General features: G+C 69.7%; 28 protein-coding genes and 2 tRNA genes. 17 read left to right on the top strand and 13 right to left on the bottom strand.

Features of this window, described 5'->3' with window-relative positions; translation table 11 throughout:
* Positions 1-21: 21 nt before the first annotated feature.
* From ACSBPH_RS01925 to ACSBPH_RS01915, 3 genes are all read right to left on the bottom strand, one after another.
* Positions 22-97: transfer RNA gene (locus ACSBPH_RS01925), tRNA-His, on the bottom strand.
* A gap of 37 nt (positions 98-134) precedes the next feature.
* Positions 135-761 (bottom strand): oligoribonuclease, encoded by a 627-nt coding sequence (gene orn, locus ACSBPH_RS01920; protein ID WP_442575934.1) that lies wholly within the window; start codon positions 759-761, stop codon positions 135-137.
* Positions 762-891: 130 nt separating this feature from the next.
* A tRNA-Arg gene (locus ACSBPH_RS01915) sits at positions 892-964 on the bottom strand.
* Positions 965-1,127: 163 nt separating this feature from the next.
* Between ACSBPH_RS01915 and ACSBPH_RS01910 the strand changes: the two genes are divergently transcribed.
* The gene (locus ACSBPH_RS01910) at positions 1,128-1,337 is read left to right on the top strand and encodes a methyltransferase (RefSeq protein WP_442575933.1); all 210 of its coding nucleotides are present in this window, start codon (positions 1,128-1,130) and stop codon (positions 1,335-1,337) included.
* 23 nt (positions 1,338-1,360) lie between these two features.
* On the opposite strand, the gene yczE is transcribed toward ACSBPH_RS01910, so the two are convergent.
* A complete protein-coding gene (gene yczE / locus ACSBPH_RS01905; RefSeq protein ID WP_442575932.1) occupies positions 1,361-1,990 on the bottom strand; it encodes a membrane protein YczE in 630 nt (209 codons plus the stop codon).
* A 61-nt stretch (positions 1,991-2,051) separates the two neighbouring features.
* On the opposite strand from yczE, the gene yczR reads away from it, so the two are divergent.
* Positions 2,052-3,476, top strand: a complete 1,425-nt coding sequence (yczR, locus tag ACSBPH_RS01900) for a MocR-like transcription factor YczR (protein WP_442575931.1) — start codon at positions 2,052-2,054, stop codon at positions 3,474-3,476.
* On the opposite strand, the gene ACSBPH_RS01895 is transcribed toward yczR, so the two are convergent.
* Positions 3,477-3,740, bottom strand: coding sequence for a hypothetical protein (locus ACSBPH_RS01895; RefSeq protein WP_442575930.1), 264 nt, complete (start codon positions 3,738-3,740; stop codon positions 3,477-3,479). It lies immediately after the preceding gene.
* Positions 3,741-3,983: 243 nt separating this feature from the next.
* On the opposite strand from ACSBPH_RS01895, the gene ACSBPH_RS01890 reads away from it, so the two are divergent.
* From ACSBPH_RS01890 to ACSBPH_RS01875, 4 genes are all read left to right on the top strand, one after another.
* The gene (locus ACSBPH_RS01890) at positions 3,984-4,514 is read left to right on the top strand and encodes a single-stranded DNA-binding protein (protein ID WP_442575929.1); all 531 of its coding nucleotides are present in this window, start codon (positions 3,984-3,986) and stop codon (positions 4,512-4,514) included.
* Positions 4,515-4,556: 42 nt separating this feature from the next.
* Positions 4,557-5,087: a DUF6993 domain-containing protein gene (locus ACSBPH_RS01885; RefSeq protein ID WP_442575928.1), complete on the top strand. Its 531-nt coding sequence runs from the start codon at positions 4,557-4,559 to the stop codon at positions 5,085-5,087.
* A 122-nt stretch (positions 5,088-5,209) separates the two neighbouring features.
* Positions 5,210-6,889: an energy-dependent translational throttle protein EttA gene (gene ettA, locus ACSBPH_RS01880; RefSeq protein WP_442575927.1), complete on the top strand. Its 1,680-nt coding sequence runs from the start codon at positions 5,210-5,212 to the stop codon at positions 6,887-6,889.
* A complete protein-coding gene (locus tag ACSBPH_RS01875; RefSeq protein ID WP_442575926.1) occupies positions 6,882-7,409 on the top strand; it encodes an acyl-CoA thioesterase in 528 nt (175 codons plus the stop codon). The genes ettA and ACSBPH_RS01875 overlap by 8 nt, the downstream gene beginning before the upstream one ends.
* A gap of 34 nt (positions 7,410-7,443) precedes the next feature.
* Here ACSBPH_RS01875 and ACSBPH_RS01870 read toward each other — a convergent pair whose 3' ends face one another.
* Complete coding sequence (locus ACSBPH_RS01870; protein ID WP_442575925.1) at positions 7,444-8,343, bottom strand: acyl-CoA thioesterase; 900 nt, start codon at positions 8,341-8,343, stop codon at positions 7,444-7,446.
* 55 nt (positions 8,344-8,398) lie between these two features.
* On the opposite strand from ACSBPH_RS01870, the gene ACSBPH_RS01865 reads away from it, so the two are divergent.
* Both ACSBPH_RS01865 and ACSBPH_RS01860 read left to right on the top strand, forming a co-directional pair.
* Positions 8,399-9,073 (top strand): hypothetical protein, encoded by a 675-nt coding sequence (locus ACSBPH_RS01865; RefSeq protein WP_442575924.1) that lies wholly within the window; start codon positions 8,399-8,401, stop codon positions 9,071-9,073.
* Positions 9,074-9,105: 32 nt separating this feature from the next.
* Positions 9,106-10,113, top strand: a complete 1,008-nt coding sequence (locus ACSBPH_RS01860; protein WP_442575923.1) for a magnesium and cobalt transport protein CorA — start codon at positions 9,106-9,108, stop codon at positions 10,111-10,113.
* Positions 10,114-10,117: 4 nt separating this feature from the next.
* Here ACSBPH_RS01860 and ACSBPH_RS01855 read toward each other — a convergent pair whose 3' ends face one another.
* From ACSBPH_RS01855 to pepN, 4 genes are all read right to left on the bottom strand, one after another.
* A complete protein-coding gene (locus tag ACSBPH_RS01855; protein WP_442575922.1) occupies positions 10,118-11,791 on the bottom strand; it encodes an FAD-binding dehydrogenase in 1,674 nt (557 codons plus the stop codon).
* Between the two features lie 51 nt (positions 11,792-11,842).
* A complete protein-coding gene (locus tag ACSBPH_RS01850; protein WP_442575921.1) occupies positions 11,843-12,346 on the bottom strand; it encodes a globin in 504 nt (167 codons plus the stop codon).
* On the bottom strand, positions 12,343-13,437 hold the full coding sequence (locus tag ACSBPH_RS01845; protein WP_442575920.1) for a mechanosensitive ion channel family protein: 1,095 nt from the start codon (positions 13,435-13,437) through the stop codon (positions 12,343-12,345). The genes ACSBPH_RS01850 and ACSBPH_RS01845 overlap by 4 nt, the downstream gene beginning before the upstream one ends.
* A 96-nt stretch (positions 13,438-13,533) precedes the next feature.
* On the bottom strand, positions 13,534-16,092 hold the full coding sequence (gene pepN / locus ACSBPH_RS01840; protein ID WP_442575919.1) for an aminopeptidase N: 2,559 nt from the start codon (positions 16,090-16,092) through the stop codon (positions 13,534-13,536).
* A gap of 195 nt (positions 16,093-16,287) precedes the next feature.
* Between pepN and ACSBPH_RS01835 the strand changes: the two genes are divergently transcribed.
* The 5 genes from ACSBPH_RS01835 to ACSBPH_RS01815 all read left to right on the top strand — a co-directional run bounded on the left by ACSBPH_RS01835 (position 16,288) and on the right by ACSBPH_RS01815 (position 21,296).
* The gene (locus ACSBPH_RS01835) at positions 16,288-17,502 is read left to right on the top strand and encodes a ferrochelatase (RefSeq protein WP_442575918.1); all 1,215 of its coding nucleotides are present in this window, start codon (positions 16,288-16,290) and stop codon (positions 17,500-17,502) included.
* Between the two features lie 41 nt (positions 17,503-17,543).
* Complete coding sequence (locus ACSBPH_RS01830; RefSeq protein WP_442575917.1) at positions 17,544-18,092, top strand: ribose-5-phosphate isomerase; 549 nt, start codon at positions 17,544-17,546, stop codon at positions 18,090-18,092.
* Entirely contained in the window at positions 18,092-19,096 is a 1,005-nt protein-coding gene (locus ACSBPH_RS01825) for an Fpg/Nei family DNA glycosylase (protein WP_442575916.1), read from the top strand. The genes ACSBPH_RS01830 and ACSBPH_RS01825 overlap by 1 nt, the downstream gene beginning before the upstream one ends.
* A gap of 65 nt (positions 19,097-19,161) precedes the next feature.
* Positions 19,162-19,800: an FMN-binding negative transcriptional regulator gene (locus ACSBPH_RS01820; RefSeq protein ID WP_442575915.1), complete on the top strand. Its 639-nt coding sequence runs from the start codon at positions 19,162-19,164 to the stop codon at positions 19,798-19,800.
* A complete protein-coding gene (locus ACSBPH_RS01815; protein ID WP_442575914.1) occupies positions 19,797-21,296 on the top strand; it encodes an amidohydrolase family protein in 1,500 nt (499 codons plus the stop codon). Before ACSBPH_RS01820 ends, ACSBPH_RS01815 begins: the two co-directional genes overlap by 4 nt.
* A gap of 69 nt (positions 21,297-21,365) precedes the next feature.
* Here the strand turns inward: ACSBPH_RS01815 and ACSBPH_RS01810 are convergent, their stop codons facing one another.
* Positions 21,366-21,851 (bottom strand): Dps family protein, encoded by a 486-nt coding sequence (locus ACSBPH_RS01810; protein ID WP_442575913.1) that lies wholly within the window; start codon positions 21,849-21,851, stop codon positions 21,366-21,368.
* 124 nt (positions 21,852-21,975) lie between these two features.
* On the opposite strand from ACSBPH_RS01810, the gene ACSBPH_RS01805 reads away from it, so the two are divergent.
* Together ACSBPH_RS01805 and ACSBPH_RS01800 are read left to right on the top strand one after the other, a co-directional pair.
* A complete protein-coding gene (locus ACSBPH_RS01805) occupies positions 21,976-22,527 on the top strand; it encodes a gamma carbonic anhydrase family protein (RefSeq protein ID WP_442575912.1) in 552 nt (183 codons plus the stop codon).
* A gap of 1 nt (position 22,528) precedes the next feature.
* On the top strand, positions 22,529-22,900 hold the full coding sequence (locus tag ACSBPH_RS01800; protein ID WP_442575911.1) for an A1S_2505 family phage non-structural protein: 372 nt from the start codon (positions 22,529-22,531) through the stop codon (positions 22,898-22,900).
* A gap of 399 nt (positions 22,901-23,299) precedes the next feature.
* Here the strand turns inward: ACSBPH_RS01800 and ACSBPH_RS01795 are convergent, their stop codons facing one another.
* Entirely contained in the window at positions 23,300-23,494 is a 195-nt protein-coding gene (locus tag ACSBPH_RS01795) for a hypothetical protein (protein WP_442575910.1), read from the bottom strand.
* 488 nt (positions 23,495-23,982) lie between these two features.
* Entirely contained in the window at positions 23,983-24,261 is a 279-nt protein-coding gene (locus ACSBPH_RS01790; protein WP_442575909.1) for a hypothetical protein, read from the bottom strand.
* Positions 24,262-24,426: 165 nt separating this feature from the next.
* On the opposite strand from ACSBPH_RS01790, the gene ACSBPH_RS01785 reads away from it, so the two are divergent.
* Complete coding sequence (locus ACSBPH_RS01785) at positions 24,427-24,852, top strand: helix-turn-helix domain-containing protein (protein ID WP_442575908.1); 426 nt, start codon at positions 24,427-24,429, stop codon at positions 24,850-24,852.
* Complete coding sequence (locus ACSBPH_RS01780) at positions 24,807-25,265, top strand: hypothetical protein (protein WP_442575907.1); 459 nt, start codon at positions 24,807-24,809, stop codon at positions 25,263-25,265. The genes ACSBPH_RS01785 and ACSBPH_RS01780 overlap by 46 nt, the downstream gene beginning before the upstream one ends.
* Positions 25,266-25,289: the final 24 nt, after the last annotated feature.

Here is a 25,289-nt window from a genome sequence, read left to right as displayed (position 1 = left end):
GCCGACCCACGTCGTAAGAATTGGGGTGAGTAACGGGACTTGAACCCGCGGCCCCCTGGACCACAACCAGGTGCTCTACCAACTGAGCTATACCCACCATGTCTCCCGCACGAGCGGGCAACCAGAAGATTCTCTCACACCCCAGGGGCGAACGTTGACACGACGGATGCCGCGGCCGCCCGCGCCCCGTCGCTCGTGGGTCCGGGCTGCGCGACGAAGACCGCCTGACGGTAATAGGCGAGTTCGCGGATCGACTCCCGGATGTCGGCGAGGGCCCGGTGGCCGCCGTCTTTGGCCGGGGCGTGGATGTACGCGCGGGGGTACCACCTGCGAGCGAGTTCTTTGATGCTCGAGACGTCGACGTTGCGGTAGTGGAGCCAGCGGTCGATCCTCGGCATGTACTTCGCGAGGAACATGCGGTCGGTGCCGATCGTGTTGCCGGCGAGCGGCGCCTTGCCCTCGAGCGGCACGAACTTCTGGATGTACTCGAGTGCCTGGAACTCGGCATCCGCCAGACTCACGCCGCTCGGGATCTCGTCGATGAGGCCCGAGGTGGAGTGCATTTCGCGGACGAACTCGCTCATGTGCTCGAGCGCGGAGTCGTCGGGCTTGATGACGATCTGGAAGCCGGGGTGCACCGGCCGCAGCTCGAAATCCGTGATGACGACGGCGATCTCGACGAGCTCGTCGACCTCGAGATCGAGTCCTGTCATTTCGCAGTCGATCCACACGAGCCGATCGTTCTCGGAAGCGCCCACCATGAACCCATCCTAATGATGGGCACCGACGCGGCAGCCGAGGCCCTCCGTGACTGTGGACTTCCGGGGACGGCACGCAGATGTCGCCGCTGTCGCGACTCAGGTGAGACCTATGTCGCGACTCATCACAAGGCCCCTCCGGGAGGATTCGAACCCCCGACCTGGCGGGTAGAAACCGCTCGCTCTGTCCCCTGAGCTACGGAGGGAAGGTAGCCACAAGGCTACCGGCCCACCCCGACGGTCTGAAAACCAGTAGCGACATGATCCTGGGATTGCCGATAACCCGCTGTCAATCCATGGTGGACCGATCCCTGGCGGCGTAGCGTCGAGAGCGCCGAGACGACGAAGACATCGGGAAAGGACTGCATCATGAGCGAGACGCAGACGCGCCGCCTGTGGGTGGCGTACGGACCGTCCGGGGCAGTGGGGACGATCGAGAAGAGCGCGGAGAGCTACTCCGTGAAGATGGTGGGGGCGGATGCCCCGATCGGCACATATCCATCGATGGATGTCGCGAAGAACGCGCTGTTCTCACACCTCAAGCCCGGCTCGGACTGGCCGGAGTTCCGCGAGCACTGAGCCCGGGAGCGGTCGAACTCGGGCTACGCGGCCGGCGGTGACGCGACGGCAGTCTGCGAAGACTGCCGCGTGCGAACGGGGCGCCGCGAGTCCAGGAGCGGCAGCGCGACGTGGACGAGCGGTCCGATGAGCACGGCGAAGAGCACCGTGCCGATGCCGACCGTACCGCCGAGCAGCCAGCCGACGGTGAGCACCGAGAGCTCCACGAGGGCACGGCAGGCGAAGATCGGCCATCCCAGCCGGCTGTGCATGCCGGTCATGAGCCCGTCGCGCGGGCCGGGGCCGAAGTGGGCGCCGATGTAGAGGCCCGACGCGATCGCCACCAGGACGATTCCGCCGAGCAGCATGGCGAACTGCGCCATAGGTCCGTGCATGGGCGGAATGATGCCGAGCGCGACCTGCATGCTCGCGCCGACGAGGGCGATGTTGGCGATCGTCCCGATGCCCGGCTTCTGCCGCAGCGGGATCCACAGGAGCAGCACGACGAAGCCGATGATGCTCGTCATCCACCCGATGCCGATGCCGGTGTGGAGCGAGACGCCCTCCGCGAAGACGGTCCACGGGTCGACGCCGAGGCCGGCCTCGACCGTGAGCGCGCAACCGACCCCGTAGACGACGAGTCCGATGAGGAGCTGAATCACGCGTCGGGTCATGGGACCATCCAATCGCACGATTGGACTGACCTGTCCAGTCCAATCGCACTAGTCTAGCCCCATGGACTCCAGGGTTTCGGCGCGGGCACTCACCGCGGCGCTCGGCGGGTGGCGCACGCGTGAACCCGCGTACGAGGCGCTGGCCGACGGCATCCGTCTGCTCTGCCTCGACAATCGACTGGCCCCGCGCACGGCGCTCCCCGCGGAGCGCGAGCTGGCGGCGAGCCTCCACGTGAGCCGCAGCACGGTCGCCGCTGCCTATCGGAGCCTGCGCGACACCGGTCACATCGCGAGTGTTCGCGGGTCGGGGAGCGAGACGCTCCCTCTCGGGCGACGCGACACGGGTCGGGTCGCCTCCACCGAAGGCGCGATCGATCTGCAGCAGGCGAGTCCGCCCGCGTGGCCGGGGCTGGCGGGCGTCGTGTCGGAGGTCGCGGGGCAGGCGGCCGCGCTCGTGGCGCGGGTCGGATACGACGTCCTCGGCCGGAGCGACCTGCGCGGCGCGATCGCCGAGCACTACACCCGGCGGGGGATCCCGACCGACGCGAGCGAAGTGATCGTGACGACGGGGGCGCAGTCCGCGATCCACCTCCTGGCCTCGGTGCTGCTCGGGCGCGGCGATCGCGTGCTCATCGAGACGCCCACGTACCCGCACGCGGCCGACGCGTTCCGACGTGCCGGGGCGCGACTGGTCGGCGTGCCGGTGACGGCGGCAGAGGGATGGGACATGGATCGCGCCGAACAGGCGCTTGCGCGCACGCTGCCCGTGGCCGCGTACCTCATGCCCGACTTCCAGAACCCGACGGGGCGCTCGATGACTCCCGAGGATCGCACCATCATGCTCGCGGCGGCGGAACGGGCCGGCACCGTCGTCATCCTCGATGAGACGACGGCGGACCTCGACATCGACCGCGGGTGGGTCGCCCCGGCCTTCCTCCACGGCGAACCCGGCTCGGTCGTCCGCCTGGGCTCGCTCGGCAAGACCGTCTGGGGTGGGCTGCGCGTGGGCTGGATCCGTGGTGAGGCCGACCTCATCCGGCGGCTCGTCGCCGCACGCTCGACGCAGGATCTCGGCACGCCGGAGTTCGAACAGGCGGTGGCGGCGGCGCTCCTTCCCAGGTTCGCCGAGATCGTCGCCCAGCGTTCGCACCTGCTCCGCACGGGCCGCGACGCCGCGATCGCGGCGCTGCACAGCGCGCTGCCGGAGTGGACGGTGCCGACGCCGTCGGGCGGAGTGTCGCTCTGGATCGAGCTCGACGCGCCGTTGAGCTCTGCGCTCGTGATGCACGTGCGCAGCCGGGGCCTGCTCCTGTCGGCCGGATCGCGCTTCGCCGTGGACGGCGGTCACGACCGGCACCTGCGGCTGCCCTTCACCGCGCCGACCGATCAACTCGAACGCGCCGCCGCGATCCTCGCGGAGGCATGGCCGAGAGTGCGCGGGGGCGCTCCGGTCGCAGCGGTGGAACAGCTCGAAGCGGTCGTCTAGTCAGCGCGCGAACCGCAGGCAGTCGATCGCGTCATCGGCCGACCAGAAGTCGCCGAGGTCGCGGAACACCCGGGACGCGGCGTGGAACCTGCGGGCGCGATAGCGCGTGCCGCCCGGCGCCGCCACCGCCTCGAGGTGCCCGATCACACGACCGCCCGGATCGGCGACGCGCCACAGCGCCGGCGCCGCCCGGACGAGACGGACGGGCGTACCGAACCGGAGAACCGGGGCCGACTGCGGGGTCAGATCGATGAATGAAGTCATGATGCTCCTCTCTCATTCGAACATATGTCCACCCTCCGACATTCCCGCCGCAGCCCTTTCCGGCCCCTGACCGGGCGCTCCTCCACAGCGACGGCTCATCGAGGCGGCATCCACATCCGGCCGCCGCATGCCCTCGCGCGGGTTCGCGGTTGGCGATCCTGATTCGAGCGCCGGCGCCCGACGGGCACTCGGGCGTCGGCGCGACGACTCGAGGAGACGCCTCGGTCACAGAGAGGAACCGCCATGAGCGACACGATCACCATCACGGGCAACATCGCGACGGAGCCCGAGCACAAGCGCACGCCGGCGGGCGTCGCGATCACGACCTTCCGCGTCGCGAGCGGTCAGCGACGCTACGACCGCAACACCGGCACGTGGGTGGACGCCCACACGAACTGGTACACGGTGTCGGCCTTCCGCGGGCTCGCCGAGCACGCGTTCCGCTCGCTGCGCAAGGGCGATCGCGTGCTGCTGACCGGACGCCTGCGCCTGCGTGCGTGGGACACCGGCACGAAGAAGGGCCTCACCGCCGAGATCGACGTCGAGGCCATCGGGCACGACCTGCTCTTCGGCACGACTCGCTTCGAGAAGGATGCCGCGTCCCTCCCGTCGAACTCGTCGCAGGCCGCGAACGACTGGTCGCCCGAAGAGGAGCGTCCCTCGGGCGACTGGGTCGTCCCGGGCGCAGACGCCGCCCTCGAGCCGGTTCTCATCGGGGCGGGGAGCACGATCGACGAGGCCCAGGCACTCGTCGACTCCGTCGCTCCCTTCTGAGCAGCGCGGCGAGTGTTCGGCCGCGCCGCCTAGACTCGTCGCGTGCTTCGCCGCCCCGAGCAGCCCCCACGCCGTGCGACGACGAGTCGGATCGGCGCGGCCGTCGTGCTCGCCGCACTCTCCGCGAGCCTCTTGACCGCGTGCACGGTCCCGCCGTCCGATGAGGGCGTAACCGGCCCGGCGACGCCACCCGCGACGGGGTCGACACCCTCGGCGACGGCCACACCGACACCGACGGCGCCCGAGCTGCTGCCCGAGGGCACGGCATCCGACAACCTCCCGTACTTCGCGGCCATCGTGAGCGGCGTGTGGAGCGGTCCCGACCGGGCGTCGGGGCGCGCGTACATCGACGCTCTGGTGGCCGGCGGGTTCGATAAGTCGGCCATGCAGGTCACCAACGACCAGTCCACCGTGGGCAACGCCGCCGAGAGCATCCAGTTCTCCGTGATGTGGGCGGGGGAGTGCCTCGTGGGCCAGGTCGGCCCTGCCACCGGCGACCCGGTGACGACCGTGCTCCCGCCGGTCCCCGGTGACACCTGCCTCATCGGCAAGACGCGTCCCATCGACTGGTGACCCGGGCGGCCCAACGCACGCGCCCTTCCGGGCGGCGCGCAGCGGGCCACCCTCGCGGCAGGCGCCCAGCACCCCACCCTCGCGGTCGGCGCACAGCAGCCCGCCCCTAGACTGGACAGGTTATGGCTGAGTACATCTACTCCATGGTCCGCGCCCGCAAGGCAGTGGGCGACAAGCTGATCCTCGACGACGTCACGATGGCGTTCCTCCCCGGCGCAAAGATCGGCATGGTCGGCCCCAACGGCGCCGGCAAGTCGACGATCCTCAAGATCATGGCGGGGCTCGACCAGCCGTCCAACGGCGAGGCCAAGCTGTCGCCGGGCTTCAGCGTCGGCATCCTCATGCAGGAGCCCGAGCTCGACGAGTCCAAGACGGTCCTCGAGAACATCCAGGACGGCATCGCGATCAAGGCGAAGGTCGACCGGTTCAACGAGATCTCGGGCCTCATGTCCGACCCCGACGCCGACTTCGACTCGCTCCTCGCCGAGATGGGTCAGCTGCAGGAGGAGATCGACGCCGCCGACGCGTGGGACCTCGACTCGCAGCTCGAGCAGGCCATGGACGCGCTTCGCACGCCTCCGGGCGACGCCGAGATCGCCCCGCTCTCGGGTGGTGAGAAGCGTCGCGTCGCACTGACGAAGCTCCTGCTGCAGAAGCCCGACCTCCTGCTCCTCGACGAGCCCACGAACCACCTCGACGCCGAGAGCGTGCTCTGGCTCGAGCAGCACCTGCAGAAGTACCCCGGCGCCGTCATCGCCATCACGCACGACCGGTACTTCCTCGACAACGTCGCGGAGTGGATCGCCGAGGTCGACCGCGGCCGGCTCATCGGGTACGAGGGCAACTACTCGACCTACCTCGAGAAGAAGGCGGAGCGTCTTGCCATCCAGGGCAAGAAGGACGCCAAGCTCGCCAAGCGCCTCGCCGAGGAGCTCGACTGGGTCCGCTCCAACCAGAAGGGTCGCCAGGCGAAGTCGAAGGCTCGTCTCGCCCGCTACGAGGAGATGGCCGCCGAGGCGGACCGCACGCGCAAGCTCGACTTCGAAGAGATCACGATCCCGCCGGGGCCGCGCCTGGGCAGCGTCGTGATCGACGCGAAGAAGCTGCAGAAGGGCTTCGACGGCCGATCGCTCATCGACGGGCTGAGCTTCACGCTCCCCCCGAACGGCATCGTCGGCGTCATCGGCCCGAACGGCGTGGGAAAGACGACCCTCTTCAAGACGATCGTCGGCCTCGAGCCCCTCGACGGCGGCGAGCTGAAGATCGGCGAGACGGTCAAGATCAGCTACGTCGACCAGTCGCGTTCGAACATCGACCCGCAGAAGACGCTGTGGGAGGTCGTCTCCGACGGCCTCGACATCATCACGGTCGGCAAGACCGAGATCCCCTCGCGCGCCTACGTGTCGAAGTTCGGCTTCAAGGGTCCCGACCAGCAGAAGAAGGCCGGCGTCCTCTCCGGTGGTGAGCGCAACCGCCTCAACCTCGCGCTGACGCTCAAAGAGGGCGGCAACCTGCTGCTCCTCGACGAGCCGACGAACGACCTCGACGTCGAGACGCTGCAGTCGCTAGAGAACGCGCTGCTCGAGTTCCCCGGCTGCGCGGTGGTCATCACACACGATCGGTGGTTCCTCGACCGCATCGCGACGCACATCCTCGCCTACGAAGGCACCGACGAGAACCCCGACAAGTGGTACTGGTTCGAGGGCAACTTCGAGGCGTACGAGGAGAACAAGATCCAGCGCCTCGGACCCGATGCGGCCAAGCCGCACCGCTCGGCCTACCGCAAGCTCACCCGTGACTGACGACGCGATCGCGACGGTGGAGGCGGCGCCGGGCCGGCGCCGCCTCCACATCCCGATCCCGCTGCGCTGGGGCGATCTCGACGCCTTCAACCACGTCAACAACACCTCGATGCTCAAGCTGCTCGAAGAGGCGCGAGTGCGCGCTTTCTGGCAGCCCGAGCCGGGGGAGTCGGCGCCCCCGACGGCGGTGCTCGAATCCGGGCTGCACAGCGGGGTCCTCACCCTGATCGCCCGCCAGGAGATCGAGTACCTCGCGCCGGTGCCCTACCAGCGGCATCCGCTCGACGTGCAGCTGTGGTTCGGCAAGCTCGGCGGCTCGAGCATCGAGGTCTGCTACGAGGTGTGCAGTCCCCTCGAGATGGCCGGACCCGGCGGGGCGCAGACCATCTACGCGCGCGCCACGACGGTGGTCGTGAAGGTGGATGCCGAGACCGGCCGCCCTCTTCGCCTCAGCGCCGAGGAGCGCGCAGCGTGGAGCCCGTACCAGGACGACCCGATCATCTACGCGCACCGGCGCTGAGCCGACAGCCGCGCACCGGCGCTGAGCCGACCGCTCAGTCCGGAACGCGCACCATGATCTCCTGCGCGACGCTGGCGATGAGCGCGCCGTCGCGCGCGTAGATCCGCCCCGTGGCGAGGCCTCGCCCGCCGCGGGCGCTCGGCGATTCCTGGACGTACAGCAGCCAATCGTCGACCCGGCCGGGACGGTGCCACCACATCGCGTGGTCGAGACTCGCGACCTTGAGCCCCGGGGTCGCCCACGCGACGCCGTGGGCCCGCAGGATCGACTCCTGGATCGTGAGGTCGCTCACATATGCCAGGGCCGCACGATGGATCGCGGGGTCGTCGGGGAGCGCACTGCGCGAGCGCACCCACACCGCCTGGCGCGGGACACGCTCGCCCTCCACCGTCAAGTAGATCGGCGACGGCACATGGCGCACATCGACGGGCCGGTCGAGGAAAAGCCGCTTCGTCATGGGGTGCAGGCCCGTGAGGTGATCCTCGGCATCCGGCAGCTCATCGGGCAGCGGGACGCCCTCGGGCATGGGCTCCTGGTGCTCGACCCCGGGATCGGCGTCCTGGAACGACGAGATCATCGAGAAGATCGGCACGCCCTCCTGGTAGGCCTGCGTGCGACGCGTCGCGAAGGATCGTCCGTCGTGGATGCGGTCGACCGCGAAGGTGATCCCCTTGGACGAGTCGCCCGGCCGCAGGAAGTAGCCGTGCATCGAGTGGACGATGCGGCCCTCGGGGATCGTGCGCTGCGCGGCGACGATCGACTGCGCGAGCACCTGACCGCCGTAGACGCGGCCCAGCGGCATCGGCTGCGAGACGCCGGTGAAGATGTCCTCGGTCGTGCGGGCGGTCGAATCTGCGAGATCGAGGACCGACAGCAGCGCGGCGACGGGATCGGTGTCGAGCGCGGTCTCGGCCGGCTCAGCGGTATCGGTCACGTCGTCCTTCCCTGCGCGGCCGGTGGCATCCGCGGCGCTTGGTAGTTTAGGGCGGATGTCGCAGCGCCTCCTCTTCCCCGATTCCGATGCCGCGGCCGACGCCCTGACGTTCGCCGGGCGCACGGCGCGTATCGGTGACGACGGCGTCCGCCTGCAGGCCGCGAACGGCACCCTCGCCATGACGTCGGCGCCGCTCGCGCCGCGGGGGCTCTTCGACGCGACACCCACCGTTCTCGCGCTGCGCGCCCTCCCTGTCGACCCCGAGCTCGTGTGCGACCTCGTCGTCGACCCGTCGCTCCTGACGAGGGCCGAGGACGACCCCCGCGCCGTCGTGCTCCCCGACGTCGCGATCTCGCCGGCGTGGGCGGGCATCTCGCCGCCGCGCAGCGGCTGGGAACCGGACCCGGGGATCGCGGCATCCGTCCTCGCCTCCCGCGCCCAATACGGGATCGCCGCCGTCGCGGAGGCCATGCCGGCCGACCCCGGTGAAGACGTCGTGCGCACCGTGCGCGCGAGCGTCTGGGGCGCGCCCGACGACGCCCTCGGCGGATTGCCCCTCGGCGTCGCGTTCGCGGCCTTCGCGCTCGGCTTCATCGCAGGCGAAGAGGAGGCGGCCGTCCGGCGCGCCGCCGCGTGGACGAGGGTCAGCCTGCACCGCGGCCATGTGCTCGTGCGTGGCCCTGTGCGCAGCGGACTCACGGCGGTTCGCGAAACCGGCCCGTCGATCTGAGCCCGCGCGCATCCGGCTGACACAATGTGCCCGTGGCAGTCATCGACAACGCGATCTACGTGGACGGACGCCGCGTCGCGTCTCCTCAGACGCTCGCCCGCACCGCCGAGTCGCTCGCCGAGACGGGCGGGTTCGCGTGGATCGGGCTGTATCGTCCCGAGCCCGCGCAGCTGAACATCCTCGCGGCCGGATTCGATCTCCACCCGCTCGCCGTCGAAGACGCCCTGCTCGGCCACCAGCGCGCCAAGCTCGAACGCTACGGCGACACACGCTTCCTGGTGCTGCGGCCGGCGCGCTACCTCGACGCGGAGGAGACGGTGGAGTTCGGCGAGATCGAGATCTTCGCCGGGAAGGACTTCGTCATCGCCATCCGGCACGCCGAGGCGCCCAACCTCGCGCTCGTCCGGCATCGCCTCGAGAGCACGCCCGAGCTGCTCGCACGGGGTCCGCTCGGCGTGCTGTACGCGATCCTCGACCGCGTCGTCGACGACTACGAGCCCGTCGTGGTGGGCCTGGAGAACGACATCGACGAGATCGAGATGCAGCTCTTCTCGGGCGACCCCGCGGTGACGAAGCGCATCTACGACCTGTCGGGCGAGGTCATGGAGATCCTGCGGTCGCTCCGGCCGCTCGTCGGGATGATCGGCAGCATCCGCGACGACCTCGAGCAGACGCGCGGCGACGAGCCCGACGCGCTCGAGCTGCGGCGCTCGTTCCGCGACGTGCTCGACCACGTCATCCTCGTGGTCGAGAAGAGCGAGGAGTTCCGCCAGACGCTGCAGAACGCGCTCAGCGTCCACGCGACGCTCGTCGCGCAGCGCCAGAACGAGGTGAGTCTGGCGCAGTCCGATCAGACCAAGCGCATCTCCAGCTGGGCCGCGATCATCTTCGCGCCCTCGCTCATCACGGGCATCTACGGCATGAACTTCGTGCACATGCCCGAGCTGATGTGGCCGTGGGGCTATCCGCTCGCGCTCGTCACGATGGCGGCCTTCGCCACGGCGCTGTACCTCGTGTTCCGATCCAAGAACTGGCTCTGACGGTTCAGACGGCGGATGCCGCGGCCCGGCCCGCGATGCGGCCGGAGAAGAGGCATCCGCCCACGAACGTGCCCTCCAGGGCGCGATAGCCGTGCACTCCACCGCCGCCGAAGCCGCTGGCCTCGCCCGCCGCGTAGAGCCCCGGCACCGGCTCGCCGCCCGCGCCGAGGGCGCGCCCGGCGAGGTCGGTCTCGATGCCGCCCAGCGACTTGCGCGTGAGCACGTGCAGCTTCACGGCGATGAGCGGCCCCGCCGCGGGGTCGAGGATGCGGTGCGGCGACGCCGTGCGGATCAGCCGGTCGCCGCGGTAGGCACGCGCCGACCGGAGCATCGCGATCTGCGCGTCCTTCGTGAAGTCGTTCTCGATCTCGCGGTCGCGCGCCTCGACCTCGGTGCGCACCCGGTCGCCGTCGAGCACCTCCCCGCCGGGGAGCGCCTTCATCCCCGCGATGAGGTCGGCGAGGTTGTCGCGCACGACGAAGTCGGCGCCCTTGTCCATGAAGGCCTGCACCGGCCCGGCGGCTCCCTTGCCGAGGCGGGAGCGGACGAGCAGCGGAACGTCCTTGCCCGTCAGATCGGGATTCTGCTCGCTGCCCGAGAGCGTGAACTCCTTCTCGATGATCTTGTGCGAGAGCACGAACCACGAGTGGTCGTACCCGGTCCCACGCAGGTGCGCGAGGGTTCCGAGGGTGTCGAAGCCGGGATACAGCGGCACCGGCAGGCGGTTTCCGGTCGCGTCCAGCCACAGCGACGAGGGTCCGGGGAGGATCCGGATGCCGTGGCCCGGCCACACCGGATCCCAATTCTGCACGCCCTCGACGTAGTGCCACATGCGGTCGCCATTGATGACGCGGGCGCCGGATGCCTCGGCCACGGGCAGCATCGAGCCGTCGACGTAGGCGGGAACCCCCGTGACCATCGTCGTGGGAGCGACCCCGAGTCGCTGCGGCCACATCGCCCGCACCATGTCGTGATTGCCGCCGATCCCCCCGGACGAGACGATCGTCGCCGAGGCCGTCACCTCGAACGCGCCCACGACCTCGCGCGAGCTCGCCGCGCCGCGGACGGATCCCGACGGCGCCAGCACCTCGCCGGATGCCCCGGTCACGGCCCCGCCGGACTGCGTGAGCGCCGTCACGCGGTGCCGCGGCAGGATCGTGATGCGGCCCGCCGCCTCGGCTGCTTCGACGGCCGCGGCGAAGGGGGCGACGATCCCGGGCCCCGTTCCCCACGTGATGTGGAAGCGCGGCACTGAGTTGCCCGGCCCGGTCGCGCCGTAGCCGCCGCGCTCGGCCCACCCGACGACCGGGAAGAAGCCGACGCCCTTCTCCCGCAGCCAGGAGCGCTTCTCGCCCGCGGCGAACTGCAGGTAGGCCTCCGCCCAGCGACGCGGCCAGGCGTCCTCCTCGCGGTCGAAGCCGGCGGTTCCGAACCAGTCCTGCCGCGCCAGGTCGAGGGAGTCCTTGATCCCCATGCGGCGCTGCTCGGGGGAGTCGACGAAGAACAGGCCGCCGAACGACCACCAGGCCTGTCCGCCGAAGTTCGAGCGCGGCTCCTGATCGACGATGACGACCGATCTGCCGGCCGCGGCGGCCTCGCTCGCCGCGACGAGGCCGGAAAGGCCCCAGCCGACGACCAGGATGTCGGCCGAGTGGGTCCGGGTGGTGGCGGGGGGCATGGCGACTCCTTCGTCGTCGTGTCGTGCGGTGCTCGGTGAGCGGTGCTCGGGTCAGGCGGTGCTCGGGCCGGCGTCGGGGTTCTCCGCGACGATGGGGAGGGATGCCGCGGCGCGCCCGCCCGCCGACGGACCGATGCCGGTCGGCTCGAACGTGTTCACCATCGCATGCGCGGCGCGCTGCAGATAGTCCCACAGCGTCGCCTCGTGGAGCGGCGAGAGCCCGATCTCGTCGACGGCGACGCGCATGTGCGCGAGCCAGCGGTCGCGGGCGTCGGGATTGACGTGGAAGGCGGCGTGACGCATCCTCAACCGCGGATGGCCCCGCTGCTCGCTGTATGTCGTCGGTCCGCCCCAGTACTGCTCGAGGAACATCGTCAGCCGCACCTGGGCGGGTCCGAGATCCTCCTCGGGGTACATCGGCTTCAGCACCTCGTCGTCCGCGACACCGCGATAGAAGATCTCGACGAGGCGCACGAAGGTCTCGTGCCCGCCGATCTCCTCGTAGAAGGTGAGGGGCGAGGCATCCGTCGGCTGGGGGTTCTGCGGATCGGTCACGGTGTCGGCTCTCCGTCTGGGCGTTCGGCGTCGGCGTGCCGCTTGCCGCGCGGCTTCTTGGGCTTCCAGACCGGCTTCTCGGGCACCGTCGTCACGGGCGTCGGTCTGGTCTTGGGCGGATTGGCGCCGCGGACGCTCTGCGCGGCGTCGATGCCCGTCAGGGTGATCGAGTTGAGCTGGGGGAGCGTCAGCCCCATCTCGTCGATCGCGTGCTTGAGGCGCATGCGCAACTCGCGCGCGACGTCGTCCTTCGCGTTGGGCCGGGTCTTCATCACGAGACGGATGACGAGAGCATCGCCCGAGACCGACTCCAGGCCCCAGACCTCCGGCGTCTCTAGGATGCGGCTGCGCCACTTCGGCTCGTTGCGCAGGCTCTTCGCGGCCTCGAGCATCGTCTCCTCGACGGCGTCGATGTCGGCGTCGGCGGGCACGGCGAGGTCGACGATGACCCGCGACCAGCCCATCGACATGTTGCCGATGCGCGTGATCTCGCCGTTTCGGACGTACCAGAGCGTGCCGTTGACGTCACGGACGTTCGTCACGCGCACGCTGACGTACTCGACGATCCCCGTCGCGAGCCCTAGGTCGACGACGTCGCCGATCCCGATCTGGTCCTCGGCGACGATGAAGATGCCGTTGAGGACATCCTTGACGATGTTCTGGGCACCGAAGCCGAGGCCTGCGCCGATCGCCGCCGTCAGGAGCGTGAACGAGCCGATGATGTCGGCGTTGATCCGGTAGACGATCAGGATGATCGCGACGATGACGATCGTGACGTTGACGATGTTGGAGAGGATCGACCCGAGCGTGCGCGTGCGCTGCACGAGGCGCACCTGCGCGATCGGCGAGCGATCGAGCGCCTGCGTGTCGTCGACGTTCGCCTTGGACTTCGCGCCCCGCACGATGCGGTCGACGATCCGGTCGATGACGCGCCGCATGATCCACGCGAGCAGCATCGCCCCCAGGATGATCCCGAGGATCGACGCGAGCGTCAGCCCGGCCTTCGTCAAGAAGTCGCCCACCCCCGGCCAGAACTGGGTCCAGTCGATCGGCGTGATCCCGCCTCCGCCGTCGGCGCTCATGGTCTGCATCGGATCCATCGTATTTCGCGGCGGCTCTGCGACCCCTGAATGACCCCGCAGACGACGGATGCCTCGTCCCGGGCGGGACGAGGCATCCGTCGTCTGTCAGTGCGCGTCGCGCTCCTGCACCGCGAGCGCACGCTCGACGCCCGCGAGGTTCTCCTGCACGAGGCGGCGGAGCGCCGGAGCGGCATCGCCGTGGGCCTTGAGCCACGCGCGCGTCGCGTCGCGCAGCTCGGTGTTCGCCAGGGCCGCGGGGTACAGACCGACGATGAGGTACTGCGCGATCTGGTACGTGCGCGACTCCCAGATGGGCAGCAGCATGTCGAAGTACGGCTCGACGAAGGCGCCGAGCTGCTCGATGCTCGCGGGGTGCGTGAAGCCCGCCGCGGCAGCACGGACGATCGTGTTGGGAAGGTCGTCGCTGTCGATCAGCGACGACCACGCGGCACGCTTGGCCGCGTCGTCGGGGAGTGCCGCCTTGGCCTGCGCGGCGAACTCGCCGCCCTTGGCCGTGTTGTCGGCGGCGAGGGCCTCGTCGATCTGCGCCTCGGTGACGACGCCGCCCGCCGCGAGCGAGACGAGCAGCTGCCACGACAGGTCGGTGTCGATGTCGAGCCCCGCGAACGAGACCTCGCCGTCGCGCACTTGGTGCACCTTCTCCCACTGCTCGGGCGTCGACGCCGCACTCGCGAACGCCGTCACGAGCTGCAGCTGGCTGTCGCTGCCGGTCTCCGCGGCCTGCGCGAGCTCCCAGAGGGCATCGGCGACCTTCGCGCGCGCGGCCGCCCGCTTCTCGGGCGCCACGTACGCGTTGGCGGCGAGCTGCAGCTGCGCGAGGGTCGTGCGGACCGTCGTCGACTCCGTCTCGGAGCCGATGTTGCGCAGCACGAGGTCGATGTAGTCGCTGGCCGAGGCCTCGGCATCCCGCGTCTGATCCCACGCGGCACCCCAGACGAGCGAGCGCGCCAGCGGGTCGCTGATCTTGGCGAGGTGCGCGATGGCCGTCGCGAGCGAGCGCTCGTCGAGCCGGATCTTCGCGTAGGCGAGGTCCTCGTCGTTGAGCAGCACCAGGTCGGGACGAGCGATGCCCTTGAGCTGCGGCACCTCGGTGAGGTCGCCGTCGACGTCGAGCTCGATCTGGTGCACCCGCACGAGCGCGTCGCCCTGGAGGCTGTAGAAGCCCACGCCGAGGCGGTGGGGACGGATCGTCGGGTAGTCGGCGGGGGCGGTCTGGACGATCGCGAAACGCGTGATCCTGCCCTCGGCGTCGGTCGTGATCTCGGGGGAGAGGGTGTTCACGCCCGCCGTCTCGAGCCACTTCTTCGACCAGGTGGCGAGCTCGCGCCCGCTCGTCGCCTCGAGCTCGGCGAGCAGGTCGCCGAGCTCGGTGTTGGAGTACTCGTGCTTCTTGAAGTAGGCCGCGACGCCTGCGAAGAACGCCTCGACGCCGACCCACGCGGCGAGCTGCTTGAGCACCGACCCGCCCTTGGCGTAGGTGATGCCGTCGAAGTTGACCTGCACGTCCTCGAGGTCGTTGATCGTCGCGACGACGGGGTGGGTCGAAGGGAGCTGGTCCTGGCGGTACGCCCAGGTCTTCTCCATCGCGTTGAACGTCGTCCACGCCTCGGTCCACTCGGTGGCCTCGGCCGTCGCGATCGTCGAGGCCCACTCGGCGAACGACTCGTTCAGCCAGAGGTCGTTCCACCACTTCATCGTGACGAGGTCGCCGAACCACATGTGCGCGAGCTCGTGGAGGATCGTGACGACGCGGCGCTCCTTGACCGCATCCGTCACCTTGCTGCGGAAGACGTAGGTCTCGGTGAAGGTCACCGCGCCCGCGTTCTCCATGGCGCCCGCGTTGAACTCGGGCACGAAGAGCTGGTCGTACTTCTCGAAGGGGTACGCGTAGTCGAACTTCTCCTCGAAGTACGCGAAGCCCTTGCGGGTCGTCTCGAAGACGTAGTCGGCGTCCATGTGGGGCCAGAGGCTCTTGCGGGCGTAGACGCCGAGCGGGATGACGCGGCCGGACGCGCTGGTGAGCTCCGACGTCGTGACCTCGTAGGGGCCGGCGACGAGCGCCGTGATGTACGACGAGATCTTAGGGGTGGGCGCGAACGTCCACGTGGCCGTGCCGTCGCCGTGCTTCTTCGGCTCGGGCGTCGGGGAGTTCGAGACGACCTTCCAGGGCTCCGGAGCGGTCACCGTGAACTGGAACGTGCCCTTGAGGTCGGGCTGCTCGAAGACCGCGAAGACGCGGCGGGAGTCGGGGACCTCGAACTGCGAGTAGAGGTAGACCTCGCCGTCGACGGGGTCGACGAAGCGGTGAAGGCCCTCGCCCGTGTTGGTGTACAGGGTGTCGGCGTCCACGATGAGCTCGTTCTCGGCCTCGAGGCCGTCGAGCGCGATGCGCGAGTCGGCGAAGGCCGTCGCGGGGTCGATCGCCCGGCCGTTCAGCGTGATCTCCCGCACCTCGCGCGCGATGAGATCGATGAACGTCGACGCGCCGGCGGTCGCGGCGAAGCGCACGACGGTGCGGGATCCGAAGATCTCGGCGCCCTGCGTGAGGTTCAGGCTGATCTCATATGTGATCCCGGATCCCGTGGGATCGATGATCGCGCGGCGCTCCTGCGCTTCGACTCGGGTGAGGTTCTCTCCAGGCACTTCGCTGCTCCCGTTTGTGATGGGGGTGGGATGCCTCGCACGGACGCTGCTGGCGCCGGCGACAACCGTCCCAGCCTATGCCAGCGCGCCGCACGGCGACGAGGCGCGCACCCTCGGCGGTGGAGATCCGATGGCGGTCTCTCGCCTCCGAGTCAAGTGCCGCCCACCTCTTCGGACCGGTGCGAGGATGGTCCGGTGGTCGATCCGCACGAGAATCAGCACGAAGACAGCACCCGCGAAGAGGCCGTCGTCCTCTTCGCCTCACCCGAGGCCTCGTCGGGCGCTCCGCACGTGGAGGTCCCGGTCGCCTACGACGCGATCCTCCTCGCGAGCTTCGGCGGCCCCGAGGGGCAGGACGACGTGATCCCGTTCCTGCGCAACGTCACGCGCGGCCGCGGCATCCCGGACGAGCGGCTCGAAGAGGTCGCCCACCACTACCGCCACTTCGGCGGCGTGAGCCCCATCAACGAGCAGAACCGCGCCCTCAAGGCCGCGCTCGAAGACGAGCTCGCCCGCCGGTCGGTCGATCTGCCGGTGTTCTGGGGCAACCGCAACTGGGCGCCGTACCTCGACGAGGCGGTGACGGATGCCGCGGCATCCGGTCACACGAAGCTCATCGCTATCGCGACCAGCGCCTACAGCTCCTTCTCCAGCTGCCGTCAGTACCGAGAGGACTTCGCCCGCGTCCTGACCGAGACCGACCTGGCCGGCACCGTGACGATCGACAAGGTCCGGCAGTTCTTCGACCACCCCGGCTTCGTCGCGCCTTTCGCCGAGGGCGTGCGCGAGGCCGTCGCAGGCTTCCTGGCGGAGGGCGTCGCCCCCGAGGCCATCCGGGTGCTGTTCTCGACCCACAGCGTTCCGATGGACGACGCGCGCCGCTCCGGCCCGCGCGACGTCGACTGGGGTGACGGCGGCGCGTACGCGACGCAGCATCTCGCCGTGGCCGAGCGGATCATGTCCGACCTCGCCGCCGAGGAGCCCGCCGCCGGCGACGTCGGATGGGAGCTCGTCTACCAGTCCCGGTCCGGCCCGCCGTCGCAGCCGTGGCTCGAGCCCGACGTCAACGACGTCATCGCGGGCCTCCCCGACGCGGGGATCGAGGCGATCGCGATCGTGCCGCTCGGGTTCGTCAGCGACCACATGGAGGTGCTCTGGGACCTCGACACGGAGGCGATGGAGGCCGCTGAGGAAGCGGGCATCCGCGCCGTCCGTACGCCGACGCCCGGCGTCGATCCCGCCTTCGTGACGGGCCTCGTCGACCTCGTGCTCGAGCGCGTGCAGGGCACCCCCGCCGCGGACCGCCCGCACGAGACGACGCTCGGCCCGTGGTTCGACGTCTGCCGCCCCGGCTGCTGCGAGAACATCCGCGCCGGCTTCAAGCCCGCCGCGGCAGGCATCGCGCCCTGACCCGCGCAAGCCACCCCGCTCCGCGTCCCTAGGATTGGCCCATGCGCATCCACATCGCGACCGACCACGCCGGCCTCGAGTTCTCCACCCAGCTCCAGCACCACCTGGCGGAGCAGGGGCACGAGGTCGTGGATCACGGTCCCCTCGACTACGAGCCGCTCGACGACTACCCCGCGTTCTGCATCCGTGCCGCGCAGGCGGTCGTGCGCGATCAGTCCGCCGGGATCGAGTCGCTCGGCATCGTCTTCGGCGGCTCCGGCAACGGCGAGCAGATCGCCGCGAACAAGGTCGACGGCATCCGCGCGGCGCTCGTGTGGAGCATCGCGACGGCCGAGCTCGCGCGCGAGCACAACGACGCCAATGTCATCGCGATCGGCGCGCGCCAGCACACGTTCGAAGAGGCGGCGAACTTCATCGACCGCTTCATCGCGACGCCCTTCTCCAACGAGGAGCGCCACGTGCGACGCATCCGCCAGATCGCGGCGTTCGAAGCGGACGGCAGCCTCGTCGCCGACCCCCGCGAGGCGGCCGCGACCGCCGCGCCCACCGGTGGCGAGTCGGTCGACGCGATGGACCCTGAAGCAGGCTGATGCCCGAGGGCCACTCCGTCCACCGCATCGCGCGCCAGTTCGACCGCAACATCGTCGGCCGCGCGGTGCGGGCATCCAGCCCGCAGGGTCGCTTCGCCGAGGGCGCGGCGATCCTCGACGGACGAGTCGCGGAGTCGGTGCGCGCCGTCGGCAAGCAGATGTTCCTCGAGTTCGAGGGCGACACGTGGCTGCGCGTGCACCTCGGCATGTACGGGGCGTGGGACTTCGCCGGCGAGATCCTCGCCGACCCGACGATCGCGTCCGCGAACGGAAGAATGGGGCAAACCAACCAGCGGGGCACGTTCCTGAGCGACGACGAGCCGATCCTCGACGGTGCCGGCGAGAATTCGCTCACCTCGATCGGGGCCCCGCGTCGCGCGCGCGTGCACGTGCGCATGTCGGAGCAGACGACCGGGCTTCCCGACGAAGACGGGCAGTGGCCGCCTCCCGTCGTCGGCCAGGTGCGCCTGCGCCTTCTCACCGACCTGACCTGCGCCGATCTGCGCGGGCCGACGGCGTGTCGGCTCCAGACGCCCGACGAGGTCGCGGCGACGATCGCGAAGCTCGGCCCCGATCCGCTCGTCGACGACGTCGCGGAGGGGGAGGAGCGCTTCACGGCGACCGTCCGGCGCAAGCCGACCCCCATCGCGCTCCTGCTCATGGATCAGGCGGTCGTCAGCGGCATCGGCAACGTCTACCGTGCGGAGCTGCTGTACCGCGCGCGCCTCAATCCGCACACGCCGGGCCGGGACGTGCCCGAAGAGGTGGTCCGCGGCATCTGGCGCGACTGGGTGCGCCTGCTCGCGATCGGCGTCGAGACGGGTCAGATGATGACAATGGACGGGCTTGAGCCCGACCAGTGGCGCGCCGCGATGGCGAACCGCGACGATCGCCACTGGGTCTACCGCCGCCAGGGGCTGCCCTGCCGCACGTGCGGCACCGGGATCGTGCTCGAAGAGCTCGGCGCCCGCAAGCTCTACTGGTGCCCCGTCTGCCAGGCCTGACAGCCGCGGACGTCGAGCGCGCGGGCGTGCGCGCGGGCGCGGCATCCGGCTTCTAATCTGGATCCATGCGCCAGAACCCGAGCTTCGCGATGACCGACGTCGGCGAGCTGCGTCGCCTCGTCGACCGCAATCCGTGGGTGACCCTCGTGAGCTCGACCGACGACGGGCTCGTCGCGTCGCACTATGCCGTGCTCCTCGACGAGGACCGCGACGGTCTCTCGATCGTCGGTCACGTGGGCAAGCCCGACGACCTGATCCACGGCCTCGGTGAGCGCGAGCTGCTGGTCGTCGTGCAGGGACCGCACGGCTACATCTCGCCCGGTTGGTACGGCCATGCCGCCAACGTCCCGACGTGGAACTTCGTCTCAGCGCATCTGGCCGGCGTCCCCGAGGTGCTGAGCACGGAGGAGAACCTGCGGGTGCTCGACCGGCTCGTCGCGCGTTTCGAGAATCGCATGCCGCAGCCCCGGCTCCTCTGGGAGCCGCCGAACGATCCCGCGTACGTCGAGAGACTCGAGCGGGGCACCGTCGGCTTCCGTCTCACGCCGACCCGCGTCGTCGCCAAGCGCAAGCTGAGCCAGAACAAGGCGGCCGACGTCGTCGACACGATCATCGCCGAGCTGAGCGGCGACGGCTCCTACGCCAACCCCGCCCTCGCCGACGAGATGCGCCGCGCTCACGCCGCGATGCGAGCGGCACAGTGACGGCCGTCGGCGAATCGATCGCCACGATCACCGACGTCCGGATAGCCGGGCCCGGAAGCGAGTTCCTGCCCGACGACGGACCGTTCGACGTCTTCCTCGAGGGCGGCCTCATCGCCGACATCGCACCGCGCGGCGCGCTCCCTGCCCGCGGCGCCGTGCTCGCCGGCGACGGCGGCTGGCTCGTCCCGGGTCTGTGGGACCACCACGTGCACACGATGCAGTGGGCGCTCGTCTCGCAGCGCACGCCCCTCGGGCACGCGACATCCGCCGCACACGCGGCATCGCTCATGGGCGACGCCGTGGTCCTCGACGGACGCCGCGTCGGCACCGGGTTCCGCGACGCGTTCTGGGAGGACCGCCCGACGCTCGCGCTCCTCGACACCGCGACCGGTGACACGCCCACCTACCTGATCAACGCCGACGTGCACAGCGTCTGGCTCAACACCGCGGCGCTGCGACGCGAGGGCTTCGAGCCCGACGGCATCGGCATCCTCCGCGAAGAGCCGGCGTTCGAGATCTCGCGTCGGCTCAACGCGGTCGACGCCGCGACGGGTGACCGGCTGGTGCGACAGATGGCGACGGATGCCGCGGCCCGCGGCGTCGTGGGTCTCGTCGACCTCGACATGGCCTGGAACGAGGAGGCGTGGGCGCGGCGCACCCGTGACGGCTTCGACACGCTGCGGGTCGAGTTCGGGATCTACCCCGACCACCTCGCCCGCGCCCTCGCGGAGGGACTGCAGACCGGCGAGGTCGCGCGGGGCGCGGCATCCGACCTCGCGCGAGTGGGCCCGCTCAAGGTCATCACCGACGGCTCGCTCGGCACCCGCACGGCGGCCTGCTCGCACGCCTATCCGGGCGATCCCCGCAATCACGGAGTGCTGACGGTGTCGCCGGAGTCCCTCGTCGAGCTGATGACGGCCGCCACGGCAGCGGGTCTCGAGTGCGCCATCCACGCGATCGGCGACATCGCGAACTCGAACGCGCTCGACGCGTACGCCCTGACGCAGGCGACCGGCACGATCGAGCATGCGCAGCTCGTCGCGCACGCCGACATCCCGCGCTTCGCGCGCCTCGGCGTGGGGGCGAGCGTCCAGCCCGAGCACGCGATCGACGATCGCGATCTCACCGACACGATCTGGGCGGGGCAGACCGCCCAGCCCTACCCGCTCGCGGCGCTGGCCGCTGCGGGCGCGAACCTGCTGCTCGGGTCGGATGCGCCGGTCTCACGGCTCGACCCGTGGGCGGCCATCGCCTCGGCGGTCTTCCGCACGCGCGACGACCGCGACGCGTGGCAGCCCGAGCAGGCGCTGAACGCCGCTGTCGCCCTCGCCGCATCGACGCGCGGCGGCTCGGCGGCACCGGCCGTCATCGCTCCCGGCGCTGTCGCCGACCTCGTCGTGTGCGAGGCCGATCCGCTCGCGGCGGACGAGCGGGCGCTGCGCGGCATGCGCGTCGCCGCGACGCTCCTCGGCGGCCGGGTCACTCACGTCGCCTGACACCCGCGCAGACGACGAAGCCCCCGGATCCCATGGTTCGGGACCGGGGGCTCGTCGTGAGAACCGGTGCTACTCGGCCAGGTGAGCGAACAGGAACCAGCGGTCCTTCTCGATGCTCTCCTTGATGCCGATCGCGATGTCCTGGCTCGTGAGGTCGATCTCGTCGAGGCCGTCGATGGCGGCCTGCACGTCGGCGATCACGGCATCCATGTCGGAGATGACGGCGCGGATCGTGTCTTCCCACTGCGAGAAGCCGGCCGAGAGGGTCGTCGGGCGGGTCTTCTCGGCGACCGTCGTGAGCCGCGCGTCGATGGGCAGGCCCAGCGCGACGATCCGCTCGGCGGCCTGGTCTGCGCCGTCCTGTGCGTGCGCGACGATCGTGTCGAGCAGCTCGTGGATGGCGATGAAGTTCGCGCCGCGGACGTTCCAGTGCGCCTGCTTGCCGTTGACGGCGAGGGCCTGGAGCCCGAGGGCGACAGGGGTGAGGAACTGGGCCGTGCCTGCTGCGACCTCGGGGTCGGCAGCGGTGGCCGGGGTGGTCTGGATCTTGCTCATATCGCGCGCCTCCGTCTTGACGGGTTGTTCGTCGTCGAGGTCAACGCTACTCAGGCGAATCCATTCCGCAAGGAAGCGAAGGCTGGGCTCACCTGGCCTGCCCCGCTCCCGTAATCTCGGGGTCATGAGCATCGCCGCCGACGCCTCCGTCCTCTCCGTCCCGGGCAGGACGCCGTCCATCGACCCGTCGGCCTTCGTCGCCGCAGGCGCCCGTGTGATCGGCGATGTGACCCTCGGCGAGGGCGCCAGCGTCTGGTACAACGCCGTTCTCCGCGGCGACAGCGATGCGATCCGCATCGGCGCCGGGAGCAACCTCCAGGACAACGTCTCGGTGCACGTGGATGCGGGGCATCCTGCCGTCATCGGCGAGAACGTGTCGGTCGGGCACAATGCCGTCGTCCACGGCTGCACGATCGGCGACGGCTCGCTCATCGGGATGGGCAGCGTCGTGCTGTCGGGCGCGGTCGTCGGCGACGGATGCCTCGTGGCCGCCGGTGCCGTCGTGCTCGAGGGGTCGGTCATCCCGCCGGGGTCTCTCGTGGCGGGGGTTCCCGCGAAGGTGCGCCGCGAGCTCACCGACGAGGAGCGCGCGGGCATTCTGCGCAACGCCGAGACATACCGGGCCCACCTGACGACGCACGCCGAGGCGCAGCCCGCGGGGCGGGGCGGGGCCTGACATGCGGATCCAGACGCTCCGGCCGGGCGAGGTCTTCGTCTTCGGCGCGAACTCCGCGGGCGCTCACGCCGGGGGAGCGGCCCGTTTCGCGCACGACCGTTTCGGCGCCGTGTGGGGGCAGTCCGAGGGCCTGCAGGGCCGGTCGTACGCGATCGACACGATGTCGGGCCTCGCGGTGTTCGAGCAGCAGGCCGGGCGCTTCCTCGCGTTCGCCGCGGAGCACCCCGAGCTCCGCTTCCTCGTGACCGAGGTGGGCTGCGGCATCGCCGGTTACTCGCCCGACGAGGTCGCGGGGTTCTTCCGCGGTGCGCCCGAGAACGTCGTGCTTCCGGAGTCGTTCCTCGCCGTGCTGCGCTCGGCCGGCGCGGTGTAGGCGGCCGCAAGCGGCATCGGTTCCCACGGCATCCGCACGAAAGCCCTGCCAGGCGGCCTGCGGCCGCCCGCCAGGGCATTGGAGGGGATGACGGGAATCGGCCACTCCGCCACTCCACGCGCCGCTGCGCGTCGCGCGGAGCCTCCGGCGGAGCGGGACCGCCCGCGGGCGCGACGCTTCCTACGGCATCCGCACGAAAGGTCCGCCGAGCCGCCTTCGGCGGCACGTCGGACCTTCGGAGGGGATGACGGGAATCGAACCAGTCACCCCACACACCCCGAACCCCCGAAAAACCGCGGAATCATGCGGAAGTTAGACAACCGGGCGATTCTCATTTATGGGAACTTTAGGCAGTCTAAGGGGGCTGAATGTAGGCAAGACTACATGGCGGGAGGGCTACTACGTGGGCTCGGGGCCGGCGCCCGGAAGCCCGCCATGCTCCTCGATATAGGCATCCCGGCGACGCTCAAGGCAATCGCGGACCATCTCGCTCGCACCTTTGAATCCCTCAGCCGCTGCGATCGCCTTGGAGTCTTCCCAGAGCTGGTCGGGAATGCGGATACCCCGGATCGTCGTCGCGGGCTGATTCGCCATACGCGACAGTCTGCCAGCATTGGGCGATGTGTTCATACAGATAGCCCCCTCGGGTTTCGGGGGAGGGGTGTTCATACACCTCGGACGGGATCGAGGCTACCAGGGGTGTATGAACACCTCAAGAAGACGATCCGCAATGGCCGAAGATTCACACCGCCTGTAGCGGATAGCACATCTGTGCATACACATGGCGTTGAATCGTGCAACTTGGCTACCGGTGTTACCGAAACGTTACCCAATGTCCTCCATAAGGGGGACTGAGCACCGCCGATGTTTGTCTGAGCCGTCGTCTAACCTTCCCTTAATGGACGAGCGGAACCCTGCCAAACAGGACAACTAGACCCAACGTTCGCCCAGAAGCGTATTTGGGGGCGAAGTCGATGGCATACGAGGGGCGTCTGTGCGGAGCGGGCCGCAGCTGCGAGTTGATCTGTCCGGCAAGGAAGCCGGGGGAGAAGTGCAGCCTCACCCTCCTCGACTTCGCCCGGCTACTTGATAGCGCGGGTGACGCGGCGCCAGAGCGTGACGAAGTCCTCGGCCCCATGCTCGTCGTGTAAGTAGTCCGCCAGCGCCGATATCTGGATGACGTCCACCTTCTTAGGTGTGGCGTCGCTCAGCCAGCGGTAGAAGCTGCTCGGCGCGATGCCCGCGGCCTGGGCGGCGGCGACCTTGTTGAGGTCCGGGGTGTTCTCAATTGTGTCGCGGATGATGCGCATGGCCTCGAGCGCCCGCGCTCGCGCAACGTCCCGGCGAGTGGTGTCCCCCATGAGGGTCAATCGTAGCGTCATACCTGTCTAGAGTCCCCTAAATCTGCCGTGATACTTGCGGATTCCTACAAACATCGCTGTTCTCGTTAGTGAGAATCCGAGAATCACCAGTTCTGCCGTATCAGGCGGTAGACAGCCGCACTCCGCGCGCGTACATTCTCATTTGTGAGAAACCCCACACATCCCGGTCAGCAGATCGGAAGCCTGCTCGCCCAGAGAGGCCACGACGTCAAGTGGCTGTCCGGTCGAACAGGGATCGCGCCCGAAGACCTTCACCTTCTCATCGAGAAGGACTCCAAGAGCCTCAAGTTCGAGGACGCCGCCGTCATCGCCGACGCGCTCGGCGTGGAGCTTCCGGTTCTCATTCACGGGAACGATGAGGAAGCCGTGGGCATCCCGCAGATCGCTCGCCTTCTCCGCGTGTCCACGGACACCGTGTATCGCAAGGCGCGTTCGGGTGACATTCCCGGGTTCAAGCTCGGCGGCTTGTGGCGGTTCTTCCCGTCGCAGGTGAAGGAGCACATGACGAAGCCTAAGGCTGACCCGTGGGCTCAGTCGGCACGGTCGATCAGCCGGAAGCGGGTGTCGTGATGCCTGCCCGGGGACAGTACTCCGACATTGTGTCGTACTCGCAAGCCCACCTCCGCCTGAAGACGGACCGTGGCCGCGCAGACCAGTACGAGTGCATCACCTGCGGCGGGCAGGCTCGCGAATGGGCCTACATGGGTGATGGCTCGGATGCGCTGACCGACGATCTTGGCCGGCTGTACAGCACGGACCAGACCGCGTACGAACCGATGTGCGTCGCCTGCCACCGCCGCCACGACCGCGCCGTTGCGGACGGACGCCCGATTGACGAGTGCCCTCGCGGGCACAAGTGGGACGAAGCGAACACCGGCATCCGACGCTCGAGGAGCAAGGGCGTGGGCCTTCGCTTCTGCCGCGCCTGCCATCGCGAGAACGCTGCTGAGCGCCGCGAGCGTCTTCGGATGGAGGCCGCGTAATGGTCGGCTGGGTGGTGGCTGTCG

It is taken from the genome of Microbacterium sp. F51-2R, assembly GCF_052180235.1.
GTDB lineage: Bacteria > Actinomycetota > Actinomycetes > Actinomycetales > Microbacteriaceae > Microbacterium.
Note: the sequence above shows the minus strand (reverse complement) of the source record. Positions and strands in the feature narration are given on the sequence as shown.

Coding starts and splice junctions, on each gene's coding strand:
- ACSBPH_RS01800 (WP_442575911.1), top strand. CDS start 22,529: ATGCGGATCCAGACGCTCCGGCCGGGCGAGGTCTTCGTCTTCGGCGCG.
- orn (WP_442575934.1), bottom strand. CDS start 761: ATGGTGGGCGCTTCCGAGAACGATCGGCTCGTGTGGATCGACTGCGAA.
- ACSBPH_RS01810 (WP_442575913.1), bottom strand. CDS start 21,851: ATGAGCAAGATCCAGACCACCCCGGCCACCGCTGCCGACCCCGAGGTC.
- yczR (WP_442575931.1), top strand. CDS start 2,052: ATGGACTCCAGGGTTTCGGCGCGGGCACTCACCGCGGCGCTCGGCGGG.
- yczE (WP_442575932.1), bottom strand. CDS start 1,990: ATGACCCGACGCGTGATTCAGCTCCTCATCGGACTCGTCGTCTACGGG.
- ACSBPH_RS01855 (WP_442575922.1), bottom strand. CDS start 11,791: ATGCCCCCCGCCACCACCCGGACCCACTCGGCCGACATCCTGGTCGTC.
- ACSBPH_RS01910 (WP_442575933.1), top strand. CDS start 1,128: ATGAGCGAGACGCAGACGCGCCGCCTGTGGGTGGCGTACGGACCGTCC.
- ACSBPH_RS01890 (WP_442575929.1), top strand. CDS start 3,984: ATGAGCGACACGATCACCATCACGGGCAACATCGCGACGGAGCCCGAG.
- ACSBPH_RS01845 (WP_442575920.1), bottom strand. CDS start 13,437: ATGCAGACCATGAGCGCCGACGGCGGAGGCGGGATCACGCCGATCGAC.
- ettA (WP_442575927.1), top strand. CDS start 5,210: ATGGCTGAGTACATCTACTCCATGGTCCGCGCCCGCAAGGCAGTGGGC.
- ACSBPH_RS01790 (WP_442575909.1), bottom strand. CDS start 24,261: ATGGGGGACACCACTCGCCGGGACGTTGCGCGAGCGCGGGCGCTCGAG.
- ACSBPH_RS01820 (WP_442575915.1), top strand. CDS start 19,162: ATGCGCCAGAACCCGAGCTTCGCGATGACCGACGTCGGCGAGCTGCGT.
- ACSBPH_RS01825 (WP_442575916.1), top strand. CDS start 18,092: ATGCCCGAGGGCCACTCCGTCCACCGCATCGCGCGCCAGTTCGACCGC.
- ACSBPH_RS01830 (WP_442575917.1), top strand. CDS start 17,544: ATGCGCATCCACATCGCGACCGACCACGCCGGCCTCGAGTTCTCCACC.
- ACSBPH_RS01895 (WP_442575930.1), bottom strand. CDS start 3,740: ATGACTTCATTCATCGATCTGACCCCGCAGTCGGCCCCGGTTCTCCGG.
- ACSBPH_RS01865 (WP_442575924.1), top strand. CDS start 8,399: ATGTCGCAGCGCCTCCTCTTCCCCGATTCCGATGCCGCGGCCGACGCC.
- ACSBPH_RS01795 (WP_442575910.1), bottom strand. CDS start 23,494: ATGGCGAATCAGCCCGCGACGACGATCCGGGGTATCCGCATTCCCGAC.
- ACSBPH_RS01805 (WP_442575912.1), top strand. CDS start 21,976: ATGAGCATCGCCGCCGACGCCTCCGTCCTCTCCGTCCCGGGCAGGACG.